This is a genomic window from Pelosinus sp. UFO1 (assembly GCF_000725345.1).
Lineage (GTDB): Bacteria > Bacillota > Negativicutes > DSM-13327 > DSM-13327 > Pelosinus.
This window is the reverse complement of the sequence record NZ_CP008852.1, coordinates 4,628,708-4,650,354: the sequence shown is the minus strand read 5'-3', so window position 1 is coordinate 4,650,354 and position 21,647 is coordinate 4,628,708. Positions and strand designations below refer to the sequence as shown.

18 protein-coding genes and 1 tRNA gene are annotated in these 21,647 nt (G+C 37.4%); 18 read left to right on the top strand and 1 reads right to left on the bottom strand.

Annotated elements, in window-relative coordinates; translation table 11 throughout:
• Nucleotides 1-65 precede the first annotated feature (65 nt).
• From UFO1_RS21855 to UFO1_RS21830, 6 genes are all read left to right on the top strand, one after another.
• Entirely contained in the window at nucleotides 66-953 is an 888-nt protein-coding gene (locus tag UFO1_RS21855; protein ID WP_038674208.1) for a LysR family transcriptional regulator, read from the top strand.
• Nucleotides 954-1,062: 109 nt separating this feature from the next.
• Nucleotides 1,063-1,755 carry a response regulator transcription factor gene (locus UFO1_RS21850; protein ID WP_038674207.1) on the top strand — a complete coding sequence of 231 codons (693 nt, stop codon included), beginning with the start codon at nucleotides 1,063-1,065 and terminating at the stop codon, nucleotides 1,753-1,755.
• On the top strand, nucleotides 1,736-3,043 hold the full coding sequence (locus UFO1_RS21845; RefSeq protein WP_038674205.1) for a cell wall metabolism sensor histidine kinase WalK: 1,308 nt from the start codon (nucleotides 1,736-1,738) through the stop codon (nucleotides 3,041-3,043). The genes UFO1_RS21850 and UFO1_RS21845 overlap by 20 nt, the downstream gene beginning before the upstream one ends.
• Before the next feature lie 148 nt (nucleotides 3,044-3,191).
• Nucleotides 3,192-4,295 (top strand): SDR family oxidoreductase, encoded by a 1,104-nt coding sequence (locus tag UFO1_RS21840; RefSeq protein WP_038674203.1) that lies wholly within the window; start codon nucleotides 3,192-3,194, stop codon nucleotides 4,293-4,295.
• Nucleotides 4,296-4,376: 81 nt separating this feature from the next.
• On the top strand, nucleotides 4,377-4,730 hold the full coding sequence (locus UFO1_RS21835) for a hypothetical protein (RefSeq protein WP_038674201.1): 354 nt from the start codon (nucleotides 4,377-4,379) through the stop codon (nucleotides 4,728-4,730).
• A 16-nt stretch (nucleotides 4,731-4,746) separates the two neighbouring features.
• Nucleotides 4,747-5,091: a hypothetical protein gene (locus UFO1_RS21830; RefSeq protein WP_038674200.1), complete on the top strand. Its 345-nt coding sequence runs from the start codon at nucleotides 4,747-4,749 to the stop codon at nucleotides 5,089-5,091.
• Nucleotides 5,092-5,168: 77 nt separating this feature from the next.
• Here the strand turns inward: UFO1_RS21830 and ytaF are convergent, their stop codons facing one another.
• Nucleotides 5,169-5,804, bottom strand: coding sequence for a sporulation membrane protein YtaF (gene ytaF, locus UFO1_RS21825; protein WP_051789049.1), 636 nt, complete (start codon nucleotides 5,802-5,804; stop codon nucleotides 5,169-5,171).
• 81 nt (nucleotides 5,805-5,885) lie between these two features.
• Between ytaF and UFO1_RS21820 the strand changes: the two genes are divergently transcribed.
• The 12 genes from UFO1_RS21820 to UFO1_RS21770 all read left to right on the top strand — a co-directional run bounded on the left by UFO1_RS21820 (nucleotide 5,886) and on the right by UFO1_RS21770 (nucleotide 21,639).
• Nucleotides 5,886-7,106 (top strand): LCP family protein, encoded by a 1,221-nt coding sequence (locus tag UFO1_RS21820; RefSeq protein WP_051789048.1) that lies wholly within the window; start codon nucleotides 5,886-5,888, stop codon nucleotides 7,104-7,106.
• A 115-nt stretch (nucleotides 7,107-7,221) separates the two neighbouring features.
• Complete coding sequence (locus UFO1_RS21815) at nucleotides 7,222-8,049, top strand: undecaprenyl-diphosphate phosphatase (RefSeq protein WP_038674196.1); 828 nt, start codon at nucleotides 7,222-7,224, stop codon at nucleotides 8,047-8,049.
• An 88-nt stretch (nucleotides 8,050-8,137) separates the two neighbouring features.
• Nucleotides 8,138-8,213 (top strand) — tRNA-Thr (locus UFO1_RS21810).
• A 761-nt stretch (nucleotides 8,214-8,974) separates the two neighbouring features.
• Nucleotides 8,975-9,265, top strand: coding sequence for a hypothetical protein (locus tag UFO1_RS21805; protein ID WP_038674194.1), 291 nt, complete (start codon nucleotides 8,975-8,977; stop codon nucleotides 9,263-9,265).
• Nucleotides 9,266-9,501: 236 nt separating this feature from the next.
• Complete coding sequence (locus tag UFO1_RS21800; RefSeq protein ID WP_038674193.1) at nucleotides 9,502-10,029, top strand: N-acetylmuramoyl-L-alanine amidase; 528 nt, start codon at nucleotides 9,502-9,504, stop codon at nucleotides 10,027-10,029.
• Between the two features lie 126 nt (nucleotides 10,030-10,155).
• Nucleotides 10,156-10,323: an HD-GYP domain-containing protein gene (locus UFO1_RS25330; protein ID WP_371256735.1), complete on the top strand. Its 168-nt coding sequence runs from the start codon at nucleotides 10,156-10,158 to the stop codon at nucleotides 10,321-10,323.
• Nucleotides 10,324-10,534: 211 nt separating this feature from the next.
• Nucleotides 10,535-10,945, top strand: a complete 411-nt coding sequence (locus tag UFO1_RS21795) for a VOC family protein (protein ID WP_038674191.1) — start codon at nucleotides 10,535-10,537, stop codon at nucleotides 10,943-10,945.
• 238 nt (nucleotides 10,946-11,183) lie between these two features.
• Nucleotides 11,184-13,799, top strand: coding sequence for a diguanylate cyclase domain-containing protein (locus UFO1_RS21790; protein WP_038674189.1), 2,616 nt, complete (start codon nucleotides 11,184-11,186; stop codon nucleotides 13,797-13,799).
• A 340-nt stretch (nucleotides 13,800-14,139) separates the two neighbouring features.
• Nucleotides 14,140-15,327, top strand: coding sequence for a glucose-1-phosphate adenylyltransferase (locus UFO1_RS21785; protein WP_038674187.1), 1,188 nt, complete (start codon nucleotides 14,140-14,142; stop codon nucleotides 15,325-15,327).
• A 1-nt stretch (nucleotide 15,328) separates the two neighbouring features.
• Complete coding sequence (gene glgD / locus UFO1_RS21780; protein WP_038674186.1) at nucleotides 15,329-16,444, top strand: glucose-1-phosphate adenylyltransferase subunit GlgD; 1,116 nt, start codon at nucleotides 15,329-15,331, stop codon at nucleotides 16,442-16,444.
• A gap of 69 nt (nucleotides 16,445-16,513) precedes the next feature.
• Complete coding sequence (locus UFO1_RS21775) at nucleotides 16,514-18,943, top strand: glycogen/starch/alpha-glucan phosphorylase (protein ID WP_038675547.1); 2,430 nt, start codon at nucleotides 16,514-16,516, stop codon at nucleotides 18,941-18,943.
• 260 nt (nucleotides 18,944-19,203) lie between these two features.
• Nucleotides 19,204-21,639 (top strand): glycogen/starch/alpha-glucan phosphorylase, encoded by a 2,436-nt coding sequence (locus UFO1_RS21770; protein WP_038674183.1) that lies wholly within the window; start codon nucleotides 19,204-19,206, stop codon nucleotides 21,637-21,639.
• The last annotated feature ends 8 nt before the right edge of the window (nucleotides 21,640-21,647 follow it).

The window sequence follows — 21,647 nt, the reverse complement described above, 5'->3', positions numbered from 1 at the left end:
AATATTGAAAATGTTCGCTATCCATACAAAAAATGTATAGTAATTCATAAGGAGAGTCTTTCATTATGGACTTTAAAAAACTTCAATATTTTCTCACGATTGCAGAAGAAGGTCAGATCACAAAAGCTGCTCAGCGTTTACACATGGCCCAGCCGCCGCTTAGTCATCAACTTAAGGTATTTGAAGATGAACTAGGAGTCAAACTAATTGAAAGAGGCAGCCGCAAGATTCAGCTCACTGAACTTGGACGAGCCTTGCAAGAACGAGGTGGACAAATTTTAGAATTAATTGATAAGACGGAAAAGGAATTAAAAGAATTAAACGAAGGCTTGCAAGGAACTTTATCCATAGGTACAGTTGCAGCTTGGGGAGCCACCCTTTTACCAGATCGGATTTCTAGTCTTCATGAGCAATACCCAGGACTTAATTTTCAACTTTGGGAAGGCGACGGTCATCGAATTAGGGAGCTCTTAGATACAGGAGTTATTGATATTGGAATTGTTCGACTGCCTTTTGATTCGAAAAAGTATGAATCAATACGATTGCCAGAGGAACCTATAATAGCAGCGATCAGCAATGTCTGGGGCTATGATTTATCTAAGCCATATACGAGTCTATTGGAGCTAATGAATATTCCATTGATACTTCACCGCAGAAATGAAAATGTTATTGAATATTATGAGCAACGTGGATTACAGCCTAGAATACTTTGCAGGCATGAAGATGTTCGTTCTATGCTAGTGTGGGCCGATGCTGGTTTGGGAGCAGCAATTGTTACCCGATCTGCAGCCAGCCTTGTTCAGAATAATAATTTACAATACAAAGAAGTTATTGACCCACCTTTAAAGGTAACAGCAGCGATTATTTGGAAACGAGGTCGTTCTTTAACTGTTGCTGCACGGCATTTCTTAGAAAGTTTTGCAGTAGATGAATTGGGTAAAAATAAATTATAGACTTGCAATTTTTTAGATAGACTACCTTGCAATTTCAGCAGAATTTCATTAATTTATGGTGTAATATTTAATTATTAGGAATATTAATTGGGTGGAATGGGGTTAAGCAATGAGAGTTTTACTGGCCGAGGATGATAAACGGTTTGGCAACCTCCTTTATCAAATGCTGCTGCGACAAGATATGCAGGTCAACTGGGTGCTTTCGGGAGATTGTGCTCTGGATGTTATTCGGGGCGAAGCATATGATGTTGTTATCATGGATTGGATGATGCCCGGTATGTCTGGCTTACAGGTGTGTCAAAAGTTGCGAGAAGAATGTTATCAGGGTGGCATACTTATGCTTACGGCAAAGGATACTGTAGACGACTTAGTAGTTGGTCTAGAGGCTGGTGCCGATGATTATCTTGTTAAGCCCTTTGCATTCAAAGAACTATTGGCCCGGATTCAGTCCGTAGCCAGAAGAAGTAAGATTATGATAAAAGAAAAAGTGGTAAAAGCAGCAGATCTTGAATTGAACCTAACAACAAGAGTGGCTACGCGGGGGACAAGGACCATACAATTGACGGGACGGGAGTTTCAATTATTAGAAATGTTAATGCAAAATTTCGGAAGAGTTCTGCCCAAAGAGCGAATTTTAGACCATATCTGGGGTCTGGAGAGTGAGGTGTCTCCCAATACACTAGAGGCCTTCGTGCGATTGCTTCGTAAAAAGATTGATGATCCTGGAGAGGCGGAATTAATCCAAAATATTCGAGGAATTGGCTATAAGATGGGGGCAAAAAATGATACCCAAGACTCGTAAAAAATTAACTACCGTATATACGACAGTTTTTGGATTATTCCTCATGACGTTTGTTGGGATTGTATGCTCAGGTCTTATTTGGGGTACCTATGTGGAAAGGACAGAGGAAATCAAGGTATTAGCAAATGAGATAGCCCGAGGACAACTAGGTATGATTACGGAATATTACCAAAAGAGAAATGATAAAGTAATGACGACAACGATTGAAGATGATTATGATATAAGCGGACAAGTTTTTTTCTATATCCTTGATGCAAAAGGTCAGCTGATTAAGGCGGATCAACCTGTTCCTATATTGCGGGATTCTGTCTACACTCAAATTATGAGTTGGAATCCTCTAGAAAAAACGAAGGTTACCAACGTAACGTTACCAAATCATGAAACTGCAGTAGTCATCTTTGCCGCACATGAGGTACGGCGTGGGGAAACACTGCTGGCTACAGTTTATGCTGGCAGAGATGTGACTGCGTATGCTCGTGTTCTTATACGCAGTATACTCACATTAATGGCAGTATCTGTTTTGTTTTTATTTCTAGCCGCGTTAATTGGATACTATCTAGCAGGCAGGGTCACAATTCCAATGGAAGAATCTATTGCAAGAAAGAAAAAATTTATTGCGGATGCATCTCATGAATTGCGTACTCCCTTGAGTGTACTCCTAACTTCAATAGAGGCTATAGAAATGGATAGGGATAATACATTGTCTCCTTTTTCCTTACAAATAATGAGTGAGGCAAAGGATGAGTTTTTTCGTTTGAAAAGACTAGTCAATGACTTGTTAACCCTTGCAAGGACAGATACGGGAGATATTAAATTAAAAAAAGAAAAATTTTCTCTTACCTTAATCACGCAGCAAGTATTACGCTCACTTAAGTTTACGGCGGATGAGAAGAATATTAATGTTTTGTTTGAGGCCAATGAATCAATTGAGTTAAATGCAGATCCAGAACGCATTTACCAGCTGCTTTTCATTTTAATTGACAATAGCATAAAATATAGTTTATCCGATAGTGATGTATCAGTACATCTTGAAGCGATGCAAAATGTGAATGGTCCTTTTGTCAAAATCATTGTGGTAGATAATGGTCCAGGTATCCCTGCAGAATTTAAAGAACAAATATTTCAACGTTTTTTTCGAATTGATGAGTCAAGATCACGAGATGTTGAAGGTTCAGGCTTAGGATTGTCAATTGCTCAATGGATTGTAGATGCTCATCAAGGTGAAATTTATGTTAATAGTGAACCGGGAAAAGGCAGTGAATTTATTGTCCTAATTCCAAATATGTAAATCTTACCTTACTATCTTCGATTTTTCTTACAGCGAAATTTCAGTTTGAATTGCTATATTGAGCGAGCAAGAATAACCCTTTATTACAAAGACTCTAAGGGATGTTTGTTGCGCCTAGATATGTATAGCAAAGAAAGGTATGAAACTTATGAAGATAAAAATTTTGGTAACGGGAGTAACAGGACTTTTAGGAAGTTGTACCGTGGCAGAGCTACTTGAAAACGCTGGGAAGGTCGAAATTCTATTTTTAGTAAGGGCAGTCAATCAGAAGGCTGGACTTGAACGCGTACGAAAGTCCCTAGGCAAAGCTGGTGTCCAATTACAAACGCTAGCAGGTCTAACAGAAGGACAAATTGTATGCGGGGATTTATCTTCCTCTGCTCAATTAATGAATGATCCTAGGTTACAGGAAGTTACTCATGTTTTCAATTGCGCAGCAGTAACTGCCTTTTCTCAACGACCATCCATCCGGAAAGTCAATGTTCATGATACATTGGAATTTGCACAAATGGTGTCTAAACTTCCTAACATGAAGCGCTTTCTATATGTTGGGACAGCAATGATATGTGGAGACTCACCTAACCGTACAATACACGAAGATGATTTTCCGGCAGATACACAGCATTTTGTACCCTATACGGAAAGTAAAGCAGAAGTAGAATCGCTGCTTTCAGAAGCATTAGGAAAGGTTTCCCTTGTTGTTGTGCGTCCTTCCATTGTTGTAGGGCACTCTCGCTTAGGTTGTAAGCCTTCAACAAGTATTTTCTGGGTATTTCGGATGTTATACCAAGCTTGGCGATCTCCTTTTCCTTTGAATTTTAAAATTGATGTGTTGCCAGCGGATTATGTAGCAAAGGCGATAGCTTATATCGGCTTAAAAGAAGAATTAGCATATTCACGGTATCATATTGCTGCTGGATCGGAATTTAGTTCCACATTTGGTGAGATAATGAACACTTTTATGATTACGGGTAAAGAAAATCTAACTGCGCCATTAGAGGTTACCATTGAGCATTATCGAGAAAATAGGAACCAGTTCAATGAATGGTTTGGCCCAGGCAATTCTCGAATGATGCTCAGAGCCATTAATTTGTACTATAACTTTGCAAATCTGAACGTAACTTTTGATAATTCTCGATTGCTAGCAGAGGGTTTTGCGTGTCCTCCACGTTTTGTTGATTATTTGGGATTGTGTATAAGATCAGGCTGCGACGCACCCGTCAGTGAACAGATGATTGATGACTTTAAGTAAACGGTTTAAAGATGCATAGAGCTAAAGAATGAATCCTTCTCTTCGAGGGACAAGTAAGTAATATATAGTTGGGGTATATGTATGTGGCTGATGAATTGGATTCCGTGGTTTGTTCTTTCTGCCATTTTTGAAAGTTACGGACAAGTTTTATTTAAAAAGGCAGCGTTATCTACTCAGCATTTGTCGGGCTACTTCTATTTTAAGGGGCTTGCCAAAAGTTATTATCTCTATCTAGGGATTATTTTATATTTAGGGGAAATGGCTGTTTGGCTGTATATTATTTCTAATATACCCCTTTCAATTGCCTTTCCCCTATCTGGTTTGCAGGAAATGATTTTGGTCTTATTTGTTGCCGTGACATTGAAGGAGAAGGTAGCACCATTGGCCTGGTTTGGTGTATTTTTAATAGCCATTGGAGTATCTTTGGTTTCTTAAATGAAGAAGGTGTAAAATGCTTAATTTGATGATCTGGATTTGCCTTATTATATCGGATACTACGGCGCAATTGCTATTAAAGAAGGGGACAATAGAAAACGCCCTTACTACATGGGGACCTAATTTCTTTATTCTATCAGGGTACTCGCTATATATATTTTCTTTTTTGTTGTGGATGCAGATTTTAAAAACAACGCCTCTATACATCGCGTTATCCGGTGCATCTATCATCTTTGTGACAATTGCTTTTGGTTCCCACTTTTTTTTGGGTGAGCCACTAACCATTAAATCTTTAGTAGGAACCGTTTTCGTGGCCATTGGAGTTTATATTGTTGGTTATAGCAGGAAAAGTGTTAATTAACTAAATATCAAATAAGTTCTGCACTACTCCGGTGATGCAGGGCTTATTAATATATTTCTATCAATAGTTTTATTTTGTTAGCAAAATAGCTGATGAACCCCTATTGCTATTAATAATGTACCTGAGACTATGGTTGCATACTTACCCAGTTGTTCTGCGGCGTATCTTTTGCCAAAGTAATATCCAGCAGCTATTGTAAAAAAGCTAACTATTCCCACTAGGCTTGCTTGCAATAATGATGATATTCCGGCTGTACCAGCATAAAGTCCACCTGCTAATGCGTTTATCGAAAGAGCAGTGCCAAGTAACATAGCTTCCCAATAACCAATATCTCTTGAGTTATCTAAATCAATTCTTTCTGGATAACGTAGTATTTCTGAGGGCCCCATGTATATTCTTGTATTAAATATTTGTAAATCTACTATTGGTTGATTCATTTTGTAGGCTGTAATAATCGGCTGAGAGATAACCCATATCCCCACTCCGCAAAGTAAGGTTGCCCCTATGATAATTGCAATTTGGGGGCTTAAATAACAACTGATTACTTCACCAGCTTTGGCTGATATCCATGTGGCAATAAAAGATATTACTGCAATAGTAAAGTTGGCCATATGTGATATTTTAATTTTTAGAACGCCATAGGCAATGCCTACTCCAAGATTATCAAGGTTTGCTGCTATAGCAATCAAAATACTAAAAAGCAAGAGGCTCATCAAATCCACTCCTTAATAGAACATTGCTATATGGTATGGAATAGATGGCATTTTGGTTCCGGAGGACAGAGAGGTGTAAGAATGGGACAAAAACAAACTCGTCATCTCAGAAAAGGGCGAGCTGCAATGTTATTAACAATTATTATATTTTTAGTCGCAGGTGTTTATTATGTACTATTAGGGCGATCTTCTGCAACCAGCACGTTGGCGAATACATTTTTCATGAAAGAAAAAATTAATATATTGGTTCTTGGCGTTGATACACGTGAAGATGATGTGGGGCGATCTGATACCAATTTTGTCGTTACGATAGATACAAGGGCAAAAACAATCACCATGTTCTCTATTCCGCGCGATTCTCGCGTGAAAATTGATGGGCATGGGTGGGATAAAATTAATCATGCCTATGCCTTTGGTGGCTCTAAACTTTCTAAATCTACTGTTGAAAATCTGATGGGTATACCATTAGATTATACTGTAGTCATAAATATTCAGGGGTTTGTGCGCATGATTGATGCAGTTGGTGGAATTACTATTGATATAGATAAAAGAATGTATTACTCTGATCCATATGATGATGATGGAGGATTGTACATTGATCTTCACCCTGGTGTTCAAAAACTAAATGGAAAAACTGCTATCGAATATGTACGTTATAGAGATGAAGAAGGCGATATAGGTCGTGTAAGCAGACAACAAAAGTTTATGAAAGCATTATTACAGGAAATCAGCAAACCCCAGCTTATTATAAAACTACCTGATGTTATTAAAGAGTTCGTTGCAGCAGTCAGAACCGATATGTCAACAAAAGATATGGCTAAGCTAATCCCTGTTATAAACGAGGCAGCAAAATCAGGCCTACATACGGAATTGTTATTAGGTACTCCATGTTGGATACAAGATGTTAGTTACTGGTTGCCTGATATAAAGGTGCTTAGGTCTAAGGTTGCTCAAATACAAGGTATTACAGTAGACGAGCGATATGCACAAGTAACGGATCGATTAGCCAAAGAATATACAAATTCAGTGCCGCAGGAAATAAGGGTAGCTGAGTCTTCACCAGTTACTCAAAAACCCTCGAATTTAGATAAACAAACTACAGATGGTAATAAAAATATTGTAAATACTGTTAAGATAACTGCAATTCCCATCTCTAATGAAACTGAGACTACTTCTGCAAATGGAAAAAAGATTTCTGATCCCAAGATGACTAAAAATATGAATAGTCCAAGCGCAGACGTTCAAGGAGACAGTACTGGAGTAGTTCATAAGAATAGTATGACTGATGCAAAGGGTAAATAAGCCACTTTGTGCAGTAACCTTTCGGATTATAGGCGGGGTAATTCAAGGTATGACTTATCTGGAGTTAGAGCTTGTCTCTTTCTTTTAAAAATAACACAACAAAGGGGTTCTTACATTGACCGTACTTCAAACTCTTATTTTTGCAATCGTTCAGGGAATTACAGAACTTTTCCCCATCAGTAGTGTAGCGCATGGTGTTTTAACGCCATATTTCTTTAATTGGAATTTAGATCCCGCCTTTTTGAAGGAACATTTTCTTCCGTTTTTAGTTATGTTACATTTAGGAACTGCTATAACTCTCTTATTGTATTTCGGAACAGAATGGACAAAAATTATGGCATCTATATTCAACAAAGATGATAAGTCAAGAAAGTTGATGTTTCTTATATTAGTTGGTACTATTCCAGCTGCTTTAATTGGACTTTTCCTAGAAAGCCCACTTCGCCATATGTTTAGTAATGTAAGCAGTGCGGCGTTTTTCTTGATTATTAATGGCGGCATATTATATTGGGGCGAAAAATTACGAGGAGGAGGACAGGGGCAGAAGAGTATTGACGATCTTAGTTATAAACAAGCGGCTATAATCGGCTTATTTCAATCGTTAGCACTTGTTCCAGGCTTTTCTCGTTCTGGTGCTACAATGACGGCGGGATTTTGGATGGGCTTAAAACATAAGGACTCTGCTCGGTTTTCCATGCTGCTTGCCACCCCGATAATAATTGGGGCTAGCATTATTGAAGTTCCCAAACTTATTCATACTGACATTACTGGTTTATTTCAAATCTCCTTAATTGGAGGTATTGCATCTGGTATAGCAGCTTTTTTAAGCGTATGGGCTTTAATGAGATGGTTCGGTACTAACGAAATTAATGCAATGCGTCCATTTGCCTGGTACTGTTGGGTAGTTGGCTTTGGAGTCCTGGTAAGTCAACTATATAAATAAGTTAAGGTACATTAAATTTTGTAATATTAAGTACAGGCAGAGATCTTGACTTTGCGGTAGTAGAAGCATAAAATAGTAAAGGTAGATTGCCGGTATAGCTCAGTTGGTAGAGCAACTCATTCGTAATGAGTAGGTCTGCAGTTCGAATCTGCATATCGGCTCCAGTGAAATCTGATGGTTGCGCCTGTGGAGTGAAAATGAGCGGGCTCAGTGGTGCAATTGGTTATAAAGAAAAGCAGACAAGATTACTTGTCTGCTTTTTTGTTGCTACCTGTAAGGTAATTTAGATTTAATACTGGCTAGCTTCCTTTTTATATAGTCACTTCTCATTATTACATCAAATCATTATATTCTTGCACTGCTAATAGAAATGAAATAAAGTTATCCACAATAATTCACATCTTATTAACAGGGTTATCCACAAAATATAATATAATAATAATCGTAAACCTCAAAAAGATGTCAAAATAAACTACACGGCTGGTTATTTGAAAGAACTATAGGTTTTAAACCCAAGGAATAAAGGATTCTGTACATGTGACAATTATAAAACCTTCTTTTGAATGAGCCGATCTGTAGGTCGAATCTACATATCGCTTCCAATGAAATCAAGGCTCTTGAGAATTATCTCAGGAGCCTTTTATATTGAGCGTATAGATCAGTACCTATTCTTGCGCCGAGCTAAAGCAATTCCAATTTAACTTTAGATAAATAAGTATTAGCAATTATAAGGCGCCTTACTTTTCTGAGAGACGTTTTTGTTTAGCCGTAATTTGATTTTCCAGAGTATTCGATATGATAAAAAAATAAGGATTTTTCATGAAAAAATATTAAAGTCTACACCTTTTAGGGGAGGAAATATTTCCTACGGTAGTATATCCTAAAAATATGACGAAAGGGAAAAGAGAAGAAAATAGGAGGGAATATGATTACTTTTGATAAAACGACTATAAATAATATACTATTGGAAGAAGGCTATTCAGATGAAGGTGAGATAGACATGATATTTTATGATTTAAGTATCATCGATTCAAGCTTACAAGGGGTACTTGATGCCTATCTAACTGATAGGATAATATTAGATGAATTTAATGTGGAAGGTTTAACTATTAATATAATAATGGATAAGTTTAGATGTGATTTCTGGAATGCATTAGGTTTTTTGAATACAAGCATTAGTAACCATAAGTTGGCAAAAGACCTATACAATTTGTAGACAATAACTTGTAAAGATTAAGTATATATAGCAAATTATTAGTAATGTGAGCCCCGCAGAATGCGGGGTATTTTGTTTTGCTTGGGCAGTTCATGATTTGGTAGCATAATATGAAATATCTATAAATAAGGTACAGTGTTACAACTTATTATTAAAATAATTTTTTTGTTGGTTGAATTATAAGTTGGAAAATAATGTAATCAACTATAAATGATTTTATAAAGGGGGCGTGGAAAATGAAAATAACTATTAATGGAGGGCATTATCCTGGACGGGATAGTGGTGCAGTTGGACCTACGGGTTTGCAAGAGTCAGATGTCAATTGTGATTTAATGTCACGGGTTGCGAATTATCTTCGTGCTGTGGATTGTGATGTTTTAGAGGTACAAGAAAATACACTGTCTCAAATTACAGATGCATCGAATCGATTTGGAGCTGATTTGTTTATTTCTATACACTGCAACGCAGCTGTTGATACAAATGCAAAAGGTACAGAAACCTATTGCTATGAACTTGGAAGTGATAGCGAAAAACTTGCTGCCTGTATTCAACAACAAATAGTTAGCAGTATAGGGACGGCTGATCGTGGTGTGAAAACCGGGAATTTTTTTGTTTTGCGTATTGCAAATTGTACTGCGGTTCTTGTCGAAACGGCCTTTATTTCAAATAAGGATGAAGAAATATTACTTGCTGATGAGGCCAAGCGAGATCAATTAGCGGCGGCAATTGCGAGAGGAATTACCGACTACTTAAGCCTAGGATAGAAATTTAAAACTGCAACCGAAGATGTTAATCCCAAAATACCGCTGAGATACATAAAACAGCGGTATTTTCTTGGCTGCTAGTTGCTAAATGAAAAAGGTAAGGCGTGAGAATAGATATAGAACTACATTTTTGCAATTGTAGATGCCTATGATGCAATGACAAATCAGCGTCCTTACCGAGAGGCAATGAGTGTTGAAGAGGCACTAAAAGAATTACAGCGAGGAGCAGGAACGCAGTTTAAGTCAGAAGTAGTTGAGGCTTTTATCCAGCTCATCAAAAGTAATGGGGTGTGAAGTACCGTTACTTTTAATGAGAGTTAGGCTGATAAGGAAGAAAAAGGATTGTGTTATGTTTGATGCTGTTTTTTTTGGAGGAGTTTAGTATAAAACGTGGAATAAATAATATAATTAATATGTGGTACTAACTTACTTTTACAACATATCTATATTGAATTTCAATTTTCTAAAATAAAGATTCACGATGTAGTGAGAGGAGAGATTTTGCATGAAAATAAAACGTGTTGATTCAACGATTAATACAAATAAGTTGCAAGAATCCAAAGAATTTTATATCCGTCATTTTGGCTTTCAACTTGTCTATGAAAGTGATTGGTACATAGAGTTAATTGCAAAGGATTTGCCGACAAATGGCATAAGTTTTACATTGCCTCAAAGAGAAGAGGGCGAATTTTTTAATGGTAAGGGTCTAATTCTTTCTTTTCAGGTAGATGATGTAGATGCCGAATACCATCGTTTAAAGGAAGAGGGAGTTAATATTTATCAAGAGCTACAGAACAAGCATTGGGGAGAGAGAAGTTTTGTAGTTAACGATCCGAATGGAGTTCATCTGTATATTTATACACCAATTTCTCCAACGCCAGAATATCAAAAGATTTATGACGCGTTTAAAAGCTGATAAAAAGATTGCATTATATAGTAATTAAAAAGGCCATTCCTACGGGAATGGCTTTTTTGTCTTACTGAGAACTTGTAATAAGAATTATTTAGTATTTATTAGAAAAAATGGTATCTTAAATAGGAAAAATAAAAAAAATGTCGAAGGATAAGGAAAGGTATGGGAATCAATCCACCTTATGGATAAAAATATTGGAATTAGTAAGTAGAAAAATAACAATGAATGGGTGGTGATTGTTATGAATTTTATTGGATGGAATGCGTTGCGTATTACAGTTACTTACATCTGCATTGGAATCATGTGGATTTTATTTTCGGATAAAATAATAGAAAGAGTATTTTCCGATCCTGGAATAATAACGCTGCTTTCTATTTCTAAAGGTTGGTTTTTTGTTTTATGTACAGGATGGCTCTTGTATGGCATGGTAAAACAATCTCATAAAATATTAATGGAACAAAATATTGCTCTTGAGAATTTAGGCGAAGAAAGGTTAGCTTCTGAAGAGGAGCTGCGTCAGCAGCTAGATGAGTTATTAAGTCGGGAGCAAGAGATTCAAAAACAAAATTTAGTATTGGGTTCTTTAAATGAAACTGCAATGGGTCTTATGAACCGGCTTGATTCCAGCGAATTAATCAAAGATATTGTAGAAAGTGCAGCCAGGCTAGTTGGGACGCCTCACGGATATATTTGCTTAATTGATGCCCCAAAAGGGGTTTACAAAAGACTTGTCGGCATTGGGGAATATAACCAAGATGCGGGAAGGACAGATCGACTTATCGATGGTCTTGTAGGTGAAGTGTATAGAACAGGAGAGTCGATGATCGTAGATGACTATAGCACTTGGAATAAACGCTTGAAGGATTCCTATTTTGATCAAATGCATTGCACGATACAAGTACCTTTTAAATCGGAGGGTAGAGTATTTGGTACATTAGGCTTGTCTTATGCAGAACCTGAAAGAAAATTTACAGCCAGCGAGGTTGACTTACTCAATCGTTTCGCAGAATTAACCTCCATTGCATTGGATAGTACAAACCTTTTGACAACATATAAAAACGAATTAAAAGAAAGAAGATATGCAGAGAAGGCTCTAGAGATCTCCCAAGCTAATTATCACGCAATATTTGATACTGCCAATGATGGGATATTTGTACATGATGCTAAGACATATGAGATTATAGATAGTAACAAAAAAGCGCAAGAACTATATGGATTAACACATGATGAGATAATTTTACAAGGTTTAGATGGATTGGGGAATCAGGAATCTCCCTACGGCAGAAAAGAAGCAAGGGAGTGGCTTAGTCGGGCAGCCCAGGGTAAACCACAGCTTTTCGAATGGATAATCAAAAACAAAGCAGGAGAACATATTTGGGTTGAAATAAATTTAAAATATGCTAAAATTGGCGATGATGACCGCATATTGGCCGTAGTTCGTGATATTAGAGAAAGAAAAAAAAGAGAGCTGGAACTTTATAAGATGCAAGCGAATAATCAAGCATTGATTGATGCAATGCCGGATGACATGTTTTTAATTAAACGCAATGGGACTTTAATTGAAAGTAAAATAAAAGGACAATTACCCTATTACTTGTTATCAGATAAAGTTTACAAAAGCGTTATTGAAGTATTTCGTGAGGGGGTTTCCGAGGAGATAATGCTTGCAATTGAGCAAGCGATTATAAAAGAAACCTTTCAACTGTATGAATTTGAGGTAATGGTGGACCAAGGGCAATATCATTATGAAGCAAGGATTTTACCAAGCGGTAAAGAAGAGGTACTGGTCATTATCCGGGATGTAACCGATCGCAAACAGATTGAAGAGAAACTTGCTTATATTAGTTTACATGACGCAATGACAGGTTTATATAATCGTGCCTATTTTGAAGAAGAAATGAAACGCAGAGGGAATGCTCGAGAGATTCCTATCGGATTGATTATTTGTGATCTAGACGGCTTGAAGTTGATTAACGATACCTTGGGGCATAGTATGGGTGACGAAGTTTTAAAAGCAGTTGCTCAAGTTCTAAAGAAGTCGTTTCGTCCTGATGATTTGATAGCGCGTATTGGTGGGGATGAATTTGCAATACTTCTTACGACTAATTCCATACTTGCTCTTAAAACCGCGTGTTCAAGAATGAGAACAATAATAGAAGAATATAATGAAACAAGTCCTAAAGTACCAATTAGTTTATCTATGGGGTTTGCTGTAAGCAAAGAAATGCCTACGGATGTAGATGCTCTGTTTAAGGAAGCAGATAACTACATGTATAGAGAGAAATTACACAGGCATAAAAGTACAAAGAGCGCGATTGTTCAAGCGCTGATGAGTGCTCTAGAAGCTCGAGATTTTATTACGGAAGGACATGGTGACCGTCTGAAAAACTTGATTGTCGCTCTCGCGGCAGCTATTGGTTTGCCGGAACAAAAGTTAGCAGATCTTCGTTTATTTGCACAATTTCATGATCTTGGTAAAGTTGGGATTCCAGATCACATTTTGTTTAAACCTAGTCGTTTAACTGTAGATGAAACAATTGTTATGCGGCAGCATGCTGAGATCGGTTATCGTATTGCCCGGTCGGCTCCTGATCTAGAGCCGATTGCGGAATGGATACTTAAGCATCATGAATGGTGGGATGGTCAGGGGTATCCCTTTGGTATCCAGGGAGATAATATTCCCATAGAATGCCGTATGCTAACAATTGTAGATGCCTATGATGCTATGACAAACGATCGTCCTTATCGTAAAGCGATGAAAGAGCATGAGGCATTAGCGGAGTTAAAAGGATGCGCAGGAACTCAATTTGATCCTCATTTAGTGAATGTATTTGTGAACTTAGTGGAAAATGAATAGAAAATCAGATGTAGTTAGTATAACTACATCTGATTTTTTTTTTTTATCTATTAGTAACTGGCTTCGCTTTGCTAAGAAATAACTTCAACTCTTGCAAAGAAAGAGAAGGTGATGGTATTTATTGAAGAATTCTCCCTAATTCTGTGGTTATTTTGTTTTACGGATTACAAATTCCCCAAAGGGAATTTATAGTATTACGTCAAATAAGAAATAGGTAAAAATTTACAGTTTATAAATGCACAATAAATTAGTCATGAGGATAAACAGTAGTGCATAGGATAGGCAATGGGCTGCATGAAGTTTTGTAGTGTGGTTAGAAAATGAATGGAGGATTTATTCTATGCGTAAAAAGGAATGTGTTGCCATGATATTGGCAGGGGGGCAAGGTAGTCGGTTAGGGAGTCTAACGCAGAAGATCGCAAAGCCAGCCGTGCCTTTCGGAGGTAAGTATCGTATTATTGATTTTCCTTTAAGCAATTGTCATAACTCGGGAATTGATACGGTAGGAGTATTAACTCAATATCGTCCTTTGGCTTTGCATAGTTACATTGGAATCGGCAGTTCATGGGATCTAGATCGTAGGGATGGGGGCGTTTATGTTTTACCTCCTTATGCCCAAGAGGGAAGTGCAGAATGGTATAAGGGAACGGCAGATGCTATTTATCAAAACTTAAATTTTATTGATATGATGAATCCAAATTATGTACTAGTGTTATCAGGTGACCATATTTACAATATGGATTATTCTCTTATGCTAGAACATCATAAGAAACAAAAAGCAGAAGCTACTATTTCTGTCATAGAAGTACCATGGCACGAGGCCTCTCGATTTGGCATTATGAATACGAATACAACAGGCAGGATAACCGAATTTGTAGAAAAACCTAAAGACGCTAAGAGTAACTTAGCATCCATGGGTATCTATATTTTTAATTGGCGCTTACTAAGAAAAAGCTTGGAGGAAGATAGAAAAAATGCTCTTTCTAGCCATGATTTTGGCAAAGATATCATCCCTAAGCTGCTTTCGGATGGCCACCGCTTATACGCTTATTATTTTAAGGGCTATTGGAAGGACGTAGGGACAGTGGAGAGCTTTTGGGAAGCAAATATGGATTTATTAGAAGATGATCCTCAGCTAGATTTACATAACCCTAATTGGCGTGTTTACTCGGTGAATGCGACGAGACCGCCTCATTATGTAGGGGTAACAGGCAGCTTAACTCGCTCTTTAGTTGGCGAGGGGTGCTCGATTTTAGGTGAAGTTGATCACTCTGTAATTTTCCCAGGGGCACATATTGGTAAAGGAGCCGTCATTAAAGATTCAATTATTATGCCTTATGCAACGATTTGTGAGAATGCTCAAGTATATCGTGGAATTATTGGTCGTAAGAGCCTGGTAGAAAGAGGCGCTGTTATTGGTGCAAAAGACCAGTTGGAGATTACCGTGATTGAGGAAAATATCGTGATTCCAAGTAATGCGCAAGTTTTAGATAATAGTATGATAAGTACACAGAAACAGGTGGGATAAAATGCAAAATGTAATGGGTATTATTAATTTAAACGAAGGTCAGGATTTACTAAAAGAACTTACAAAGGGACGGCCCTTAGCAGCCCTTCCCTTTGGCGGCAGGTATCGGCTCGTAGATTTTATGTTGTCTAACATGGTGAATTCAGGGATGCAGAATGTAGGAATTTTGGTACATGATAAATATCGGGCATTAATGGATCATCTAAGGTCTGGTAAGGATTGGGACTTAGCGAGGAAAAGGGATGGATTGTTTATTTTGCCCCCCAATCAGAATCCGTGCTCGCCTGGGGGATGTCGGGGTAATATTGAAAACTTTTACAATAATTTAGATTATATTGAGAGTAGCAGACAGGAATATATGTTAATTGCTGGCGGTCATATAGTTTGTAATCTGAATTACCGCAAAGTCTTTAAATTTCATCAAGACACGGGGGCCGATATTACGGTATTGTACAAAGAAGATGATCTCGAAGAAGATGTATCCCAATATGCTATCTTAGATTGTCAGCCTGATGGCCGTATCGTAGATATGGGGGTTATATCTCAAAAGACCACTTCGCGAAAAGTGTCCATGGAAATGTACATTATAAAGAAAAGCTTATTAGTAGAGATGATTAAAGATTGCCATACTCGGGGTGGATGGGATTTTGTAAAGGATGTTCTCATAAAAAATGTAAATCAATTAAAGATGTTTGGCTTTCCTTATAAAGGCTATATAGCTAGAATTGATTCCATAAAAAATTATTATCGGCATAACATGGAATTATTGAAGCCGGAAAAGTGGGAAGAGCTATTTTTTAGATCGGGATTGGTGTATACAAAGGTGAAAGACGAGGCTCCTGTTAAGTACAAAGAGAATGCCAGGACTTTCAATACAATGGTAGCCAATGGATGTATTATTGAAGGGCGGGTAGAAAATAGCATATTGTTTCGTGGAGTTAAGGTTCATAAAGGAGCATATATTAAGGATAGTATCATTATGCAAAAGTGTGAAATTGCTGAAAATGCCATTATTGAAAATGTGATATGTGATAAAAATGTTTGTATTACTAAGGGAAAGTGGCTCAAGGGAGAGACGAATTATCCTCTGGTAGTAGAGAAGGGGACTATCATATAAAATAGGCGAAACAGTGGAAACAAAAGATAATCCTTCAGAATCGAGTCTTTCAGGAGGTTTTTTTTGTTGATAAATAAAGAAAGTTTTAAAAAGCTTTATTGCGCTAAATTACAGGCATTACATGGAGAAAGCATTGATGAAACAAGTACTCATGATCAATATGTGGCATTAGGAAGTCTTCTGCGTGATTATATAAGTCCTAACTGGATAAAAACAAATCGGCAATACCGGTTTCGCGGGGAAAAACAGCTTTACTATTTTTCGATTGAATTTTTGTTAGGCAAGCTGCTGGAAATGAATTTGATAAATATGGGACTAAGAGAAGTTTGCGAGACAGGGTTAGCCGAGCTAGGAATTAATTTAAATACATTATTAGATGAGGAGCCTGATGCGGGGCTAGGAAATGGAGGATTAGGGCGGCTAGCGGCTTGTTTCCTCGATTCGATGGCAGCATTAGGGTTTCCGGGGCATGGTTGTGGTATTCGTTATACTTATGGTCTGTTTGAGCAAAAGATTGTCGAGAACTACCAAGTAGAACTGCCAGATAACTGGCTCAATGATGGATATATATGGGAATATCGTAAGCCAGATAAATCGGTAGAGGTTAAATTTGGCGGGCAAGTAGTTATAAGAGAGGATGCAGATGGTAGAATTCATTATGTGCAAGAAAATGTAGAGGTGGTATTAGCTGTACCTTATGATGTTCCTATGGTAGGATACCATGTCAATACGGTAAATACGTTGCGGTTGTGGAGTGCTGAATTAGCACAAAGTGATGTCAATCTAACAAGTTGCAACAGAGAAGAGTATATAAAAGCTCTTGAGTACAAGAATTCCGTAGAAAGGATTTCCAAATACCTGTATCCGGATGATACTTTTGTAGAGGGGCGCTTATTACGATTAAAACAGGAGTACTTTTTTGTCTCGGCGGGTTTGCAAAGCATCATTCGTCGTTTTAAACGGACGTATTGGAGTTTTTATTCTTTCCCTGAAAAGATTGGGGTTCATATTAATGACACTCATCCAGCCCTAGCGGTACCTGAATTAATGCGCATTCTAATCGATGTAGAAGGGCTTGAATGGGATGAAGCATGGCGAATTACAACGAGAACAATATCTTATACCAACCATACCGTTATGCCTGAGGCACTGGAAACATGGCCAGTAGAACTATTTAAATCCTTATTACCACGTATTTATATGATAATCGAGGAAATAAATAAGAGATTTTGTCAAGAACTATGGGATCTTTATCCGGGGCGATGGGGTTATATTGGAGATATGGCGATTATTTCCTATGGGTTGGTGCACATGGCCCGTTTGGCAGTAGTGGGCAGTTACAGCGTAAATGGCGTAGCCAAGTTACATACTCAAATTTTGCAAAAATATATAATGCATAAGTTTTATGAATATGATCCCCGTAAGTTTAATAATAAAACAAATGGTATCACCCATCGGCGTTGGCTATTAAAGGCCAATGCAACCTTGGCAGAATTAATAAATCAATCAATTGGCGAGAATTGGATTGCCAATCCAAGTGAACTACTGCTTCTAAGAAGATTTGATCAAGATGTTGCTTTTAAAGAGCAATTGGCGGATATAAAGCTGCAGAATAAGGAGAAATTAGCCCAGATTATTCAAGCAAAATATAATATAACGATAAATACTCAATCTATCTTTGATGTGCAAATTAAGCGTATTCATGCATATAAACGTCAGATACTAAATGTGTTGCATATTATGCATTTATATAACCAGTTAAAAGAAAATCCTAATCTTGATATAATGCCAAGGACATTTATTTTTGCCGGCAAGGCGGCTCCAGGATATTATATTGCAAAGCAAACGATAAAGTTAATTAATAGCCTTGGGGTAATCATTAATAATGATAAGACAATCCAAGATAAATTAAAAGTAGTCTTTATAGAGAACTACGGTGTATCAATTGGTGAGATAATCTTTCCAGCTGCGGATGTTAGCGAGCAAATTTCAACAGCTAGTAAGGAAGCTTCTGGTACAGGGAATATGAAATTTATGATGAATGGAGCTGTCACAATTGGAACGTTAGATGGTGCTAATATTGAAATAGAGGAAGCCGTAGGTCCAGACAATATCATTATTTTTGGCCTTACAGCAGAGCAAGCATTAGCTTATTATGCCCATGGAGGATATAATGCGTGGGATATATATAATCAGGACGGGCGGGTAAAGAAAGTAATGGAGCAATTGGTAAATGGCTTCCTACATGATGAAAAAGAAGAATTTAGACCTCTGTATGATTATTTGCTACGTAATAATGATGAGTTCTTTGTGCTAAAAGATTTTTCTGCTTATGCAGAGGCCCAACGATTGCTTGATGCTAAGTACCATAATCAGGAACAGTGGCAATCAATGTGCCTTCATAATATTGCTCACTCGGGCATATTCTCCAGCGATAGAACGATACAAGAATACTCTTACAAAATGTGGAATTTGAAAAAGTCGCATATAAAAGGATAAAAGGATTTTGAGGATATACTTTGATAAACAGTATATCCTCACATTTTTCTTTTATAAATTAAACATTGTAAAAAAATAGCGGAAAAATAAATAATAATTTACAAAATAATGCAAAAATTTACAATATAAAAAGAAGGGATTTTACTAACAAATGAGAAAATAATACTAAAAGAAGAATAACAAAAAAATCCAAATAAATCATAATAAAATCCAATGTTTGGGTAACTAAATGTAATTTTGAATAGGGGGGACAAGCTTCCATGTTAATGGATAAGGATGAGTTTAAAGTCGTTTTTGTAAACAAACTGAGAACTATGTTTGGCAAGGGACTTGAGGAAGCGTCTATCACAAATAAATATATGGCCTTAAGTCGTGTTATTCGTGATTGCACTAGTCAAAATTGGATAGAAACTAACAGGCAGTATACTGCGAATGGGGATAAGCAGGTATATTACTTCTCTATGGAGTTTCTTTTAGGTAAGGCCTTAGACATGCATTTAGTAAATAGTGGGGTTAAGGATTCTTATAGAGAAGCCCTGGCAGAACTAGGTATACAATTAGATGATTTAGAAAAGGAAGAATCCGATCCTGGTCTTGGCAATGGAGGGTTGGGGCGCTTAGCTGCTTGCTTTTTAGAATCAATGGCTGCAATTGGCTTGCCAGGCCATGGCTGCGGTATTCGTTATAAATATGGCTTATTTGAGCAGAAGATAGTGGATCATAATCAAGTGGAATTACCCGACAATTGGCTTCAAGATGTCTATGCTTGGGAATTTCGTAAAGCAGATAAGTCGGTAGAAGTAAAATTTGGTGGAACAATTCAATGTAACCAGCAAGGTGATAAATGGGTATTTACCCATGAAAATTATGAGGCTGTCTTAGCTGTGCCTTATGATGTTCCCATTGCTGGTTATAAAAATAATACGGTGAATACTTTGCGGCTATGGAGTGCTGAGTCTATTAATGATGGATTCGATTTCGCTTCCTTTAACCGGGGCGAGTATCTGGAGGCTATGGGCTATAAAACCTCTGTTGGCTTGATTTCTAAGATTCTTTATCCTCAAGATAATTTTTACGAAGGACGGCTTTTACGTTTAAAACAACAATATTTCTTCGTTTCCGCAGGGTTACAAAGTATTGTTAGGCGGTATAAGAAGAGACACACCTCTATGAAGCTATTTCCTAAAAAGGTCGCTGTGCATATTAATGATACACATCCCGCTATCGCAGTACCGGAGTTAATGCGTTTGTTAATGGACGAAGAAGGTTTATCTTGGGATGATGCCTGGAAAATTACGACAGAAACCATTTCTTATACGAATCATACTATCATGCCAGAAGCCTTAGAAACTTGGCCAGTAGGTATGTTTAAGAGCTTATTGCCGAGAATGTACATGATTGTCCACGAAATCAATGAACGATTTTGCCATGAATTATGGGGACGGTATCCAGGACAGTGGGAAAAAATTAGAGGAATGGCAGTCATTGCTGATGACCTTGTGCATATGGCAAGACTTGCTGTCGTTGGCAGTCATAGTGTAAATGGAGTGGCGCAAATACATACAGATATTTTAAAAGAGCATATTATGCGGGACTTTCACCAATTTTATCCGAAAAAGTTTAACAATAAGACGAACGGTATTACCCATAGACGGTGGCTGCTGAAAGCAAATCCTGAATTGGCTGCTTTGATAACGGAATGTATCGGGCCAAGTTGGATCAAAGAACCACAGAATTTAGTGGAATTCTCCAAATTCGCCACAGATAAGACGGTACAGGATCGAGTGCGTAAGGCAAAATTAAATAAGAAAAAAATACTGGCTAAATATATTAAAGAAAAAACCGGCGTTACTGTAGATGTGCGTTCTATCTTTGATGTTCACATAAAGCGTATTCATTCCTATAAACGCCAAATGCTGAATATATTTCATATTATGGATTTGTATAATCGCTTGAAGGAAAATCCGGATCTGCCTATTACCCCCCGCACCTTTATCTTTGCTGGTAAGGCAGCACCTGGCTATTATATTGCAAAACAGACGATTAAGTTAATCAGTGTCTTGGCTTCTTTAATTAATAAGGATAAAACAATAAAAGGTAAGTTAAAGGTAATTTTCTTAGAAAATTATAGTGTGTCACTTGGGGAAATGTTGTTTCCTGCTGCAGATGTCAGTGAGCAAATTTCTACGGCAAGTAAAGAAGCCTCTGGTACAGGAAATATGAAATTTATGCTCAACGGCGCTCTTACCATTGGTACCTTAGATGGAGCAAATGTGGAGATTCATGATGCTGTCGGCGATGATAATATTTTTATTTTCGGTCTGACGAGTCAGCAGGTCTTCGATTACTACATACATGGCGGTTACAATGCTTGGAATGTATACAATAGTGATATACGGATTAAAACTGTCTTAGAGCAGCTGGTGAATGGATTTTTACCTTATCAAAAAGAGGAGTTCAGGCCTCTTTACAATTCTATACTGACAGAAAATGATGAATTTTTTGTTCTACAAGATTTTGCTGCTTATGCAGACTGCCAATCCGAATTAGATAAACAGTATAAAAATAAAGGGAAATGGACGCAAATGAGTATTCATAACATTGCGCAAGCAGGAGTCTTTTCTAGTGATCGTACAATCGCGGAATATGCAGAAGACATTTGGCATACAAAACCTGTAGAGATTATTGTATCTTAGATCCAGGG

Excerpts from the sequence above, each read along its gene's own strand:
- UFO1_RS21855 (WP_038674208.1), top strand. The coding sequence starts at position 66 with ATGGACTTTAAAAAACTTCAATATTTTCTCACGATTGCAGAAGAAGGT.
- UFO1_RS21850 (WP_038674207.1), top strand. The coding sequence starts at position 1,063 with ATGAGAGTTTTACTGGCCGAGGATGATAAACGGTTTGGCAACCTCCTT.
- UFO1_RS21845 (WP_038674205.1), top strand. The coding sequence starts at position 1,736 with ATGATACCCAAGACTCGTAAAAAATTAACTACCGTATATACGACAGTT.
- UFO1_RS21840 (WP_038674203.1), top strand. The coding sequence starts at position 3,192 with ATGAAGATAAAAATTTTGGTAACGGGAGTAACAGGACTTTTAGGAAGT.
- UFO1_RS21835 (WP_038674201.1), top strand. The coding sequence starts at position 4,377 with ATGTGGCTGATGAATTGGATTCCGTGGTTTGTTCTTTCTGCCATTTTT.
- UFO1_RS21830 (WP_038674200.1), top strand. The coding sequence starts at position 4,747 with ATGCTTAATTTGATGATCTGGATTTGCCTTATTATATCGGATACTACG.
- ytaF (WP_051789049.1), bottom strand. The coding sequence starts at position 5,804 with ATGAGCCTCTTGCTTTTTAGTATTTTGATTGCTATAGCAGCAAACCTT.
- UFO1_RS21820 (WP_051789048.1), top strand. The coding sequence starts at position 5,886 with ATGGGACAAAAACAAACTCGTCATCTCAGAAAAGGGCGAGCTGCAATG.
- UFO1_RS21805 (WP_038674194.1), top strand. The coding sequence starts at position 8,975 with ATGATTACTTTTGATAAAACGACTATAAATAATATACTATTGGAAGAA.
- UFO1_RS21800 (WP_038674193.1), top strand. The coding sequence starts at position 9,502 with ATGAAAATAACTATTAATGGAGGGCATTATCCTGGACGGGATAGTGGT.
- UFO1_RS21795 (WP_038674191.1), top strand. The coding sequence starts at position 10,535 with ATGAAAATAAAACGTGTTGATTCAACGATTAATACAAATAAGTTGCAA.
- UFO1_RS21790 (WP_038674189.1), top strand. The coding sequence starts at position 11,184 with ATGAATTTTATTGGATGGAATGCGTTGCGTATTACAGTTACTTACATC.
- UFO1_RS21785 (WP_038674187.1), top strand. The coding sequence starts at position 14,140 with ATGCGTAAAAAGGAATGTGTTGCCATGATATTGGCAGGGGGGCAAGGT.
- glgD (WP_038674186.1), top strand. The coding sequence starts at position 15,329 with ATGCAAAATGTAATGGGTATTATTAATTTAAACGAAGGTCAGGATTTA.
- UFO1_RS21770 (WP_038674183.1), top strand. The coding sequence starts at position 19,204 with ATGTTAATGGATAAGGATGAGTTTAAAGTCGTTTTTGTAAACAAACTG.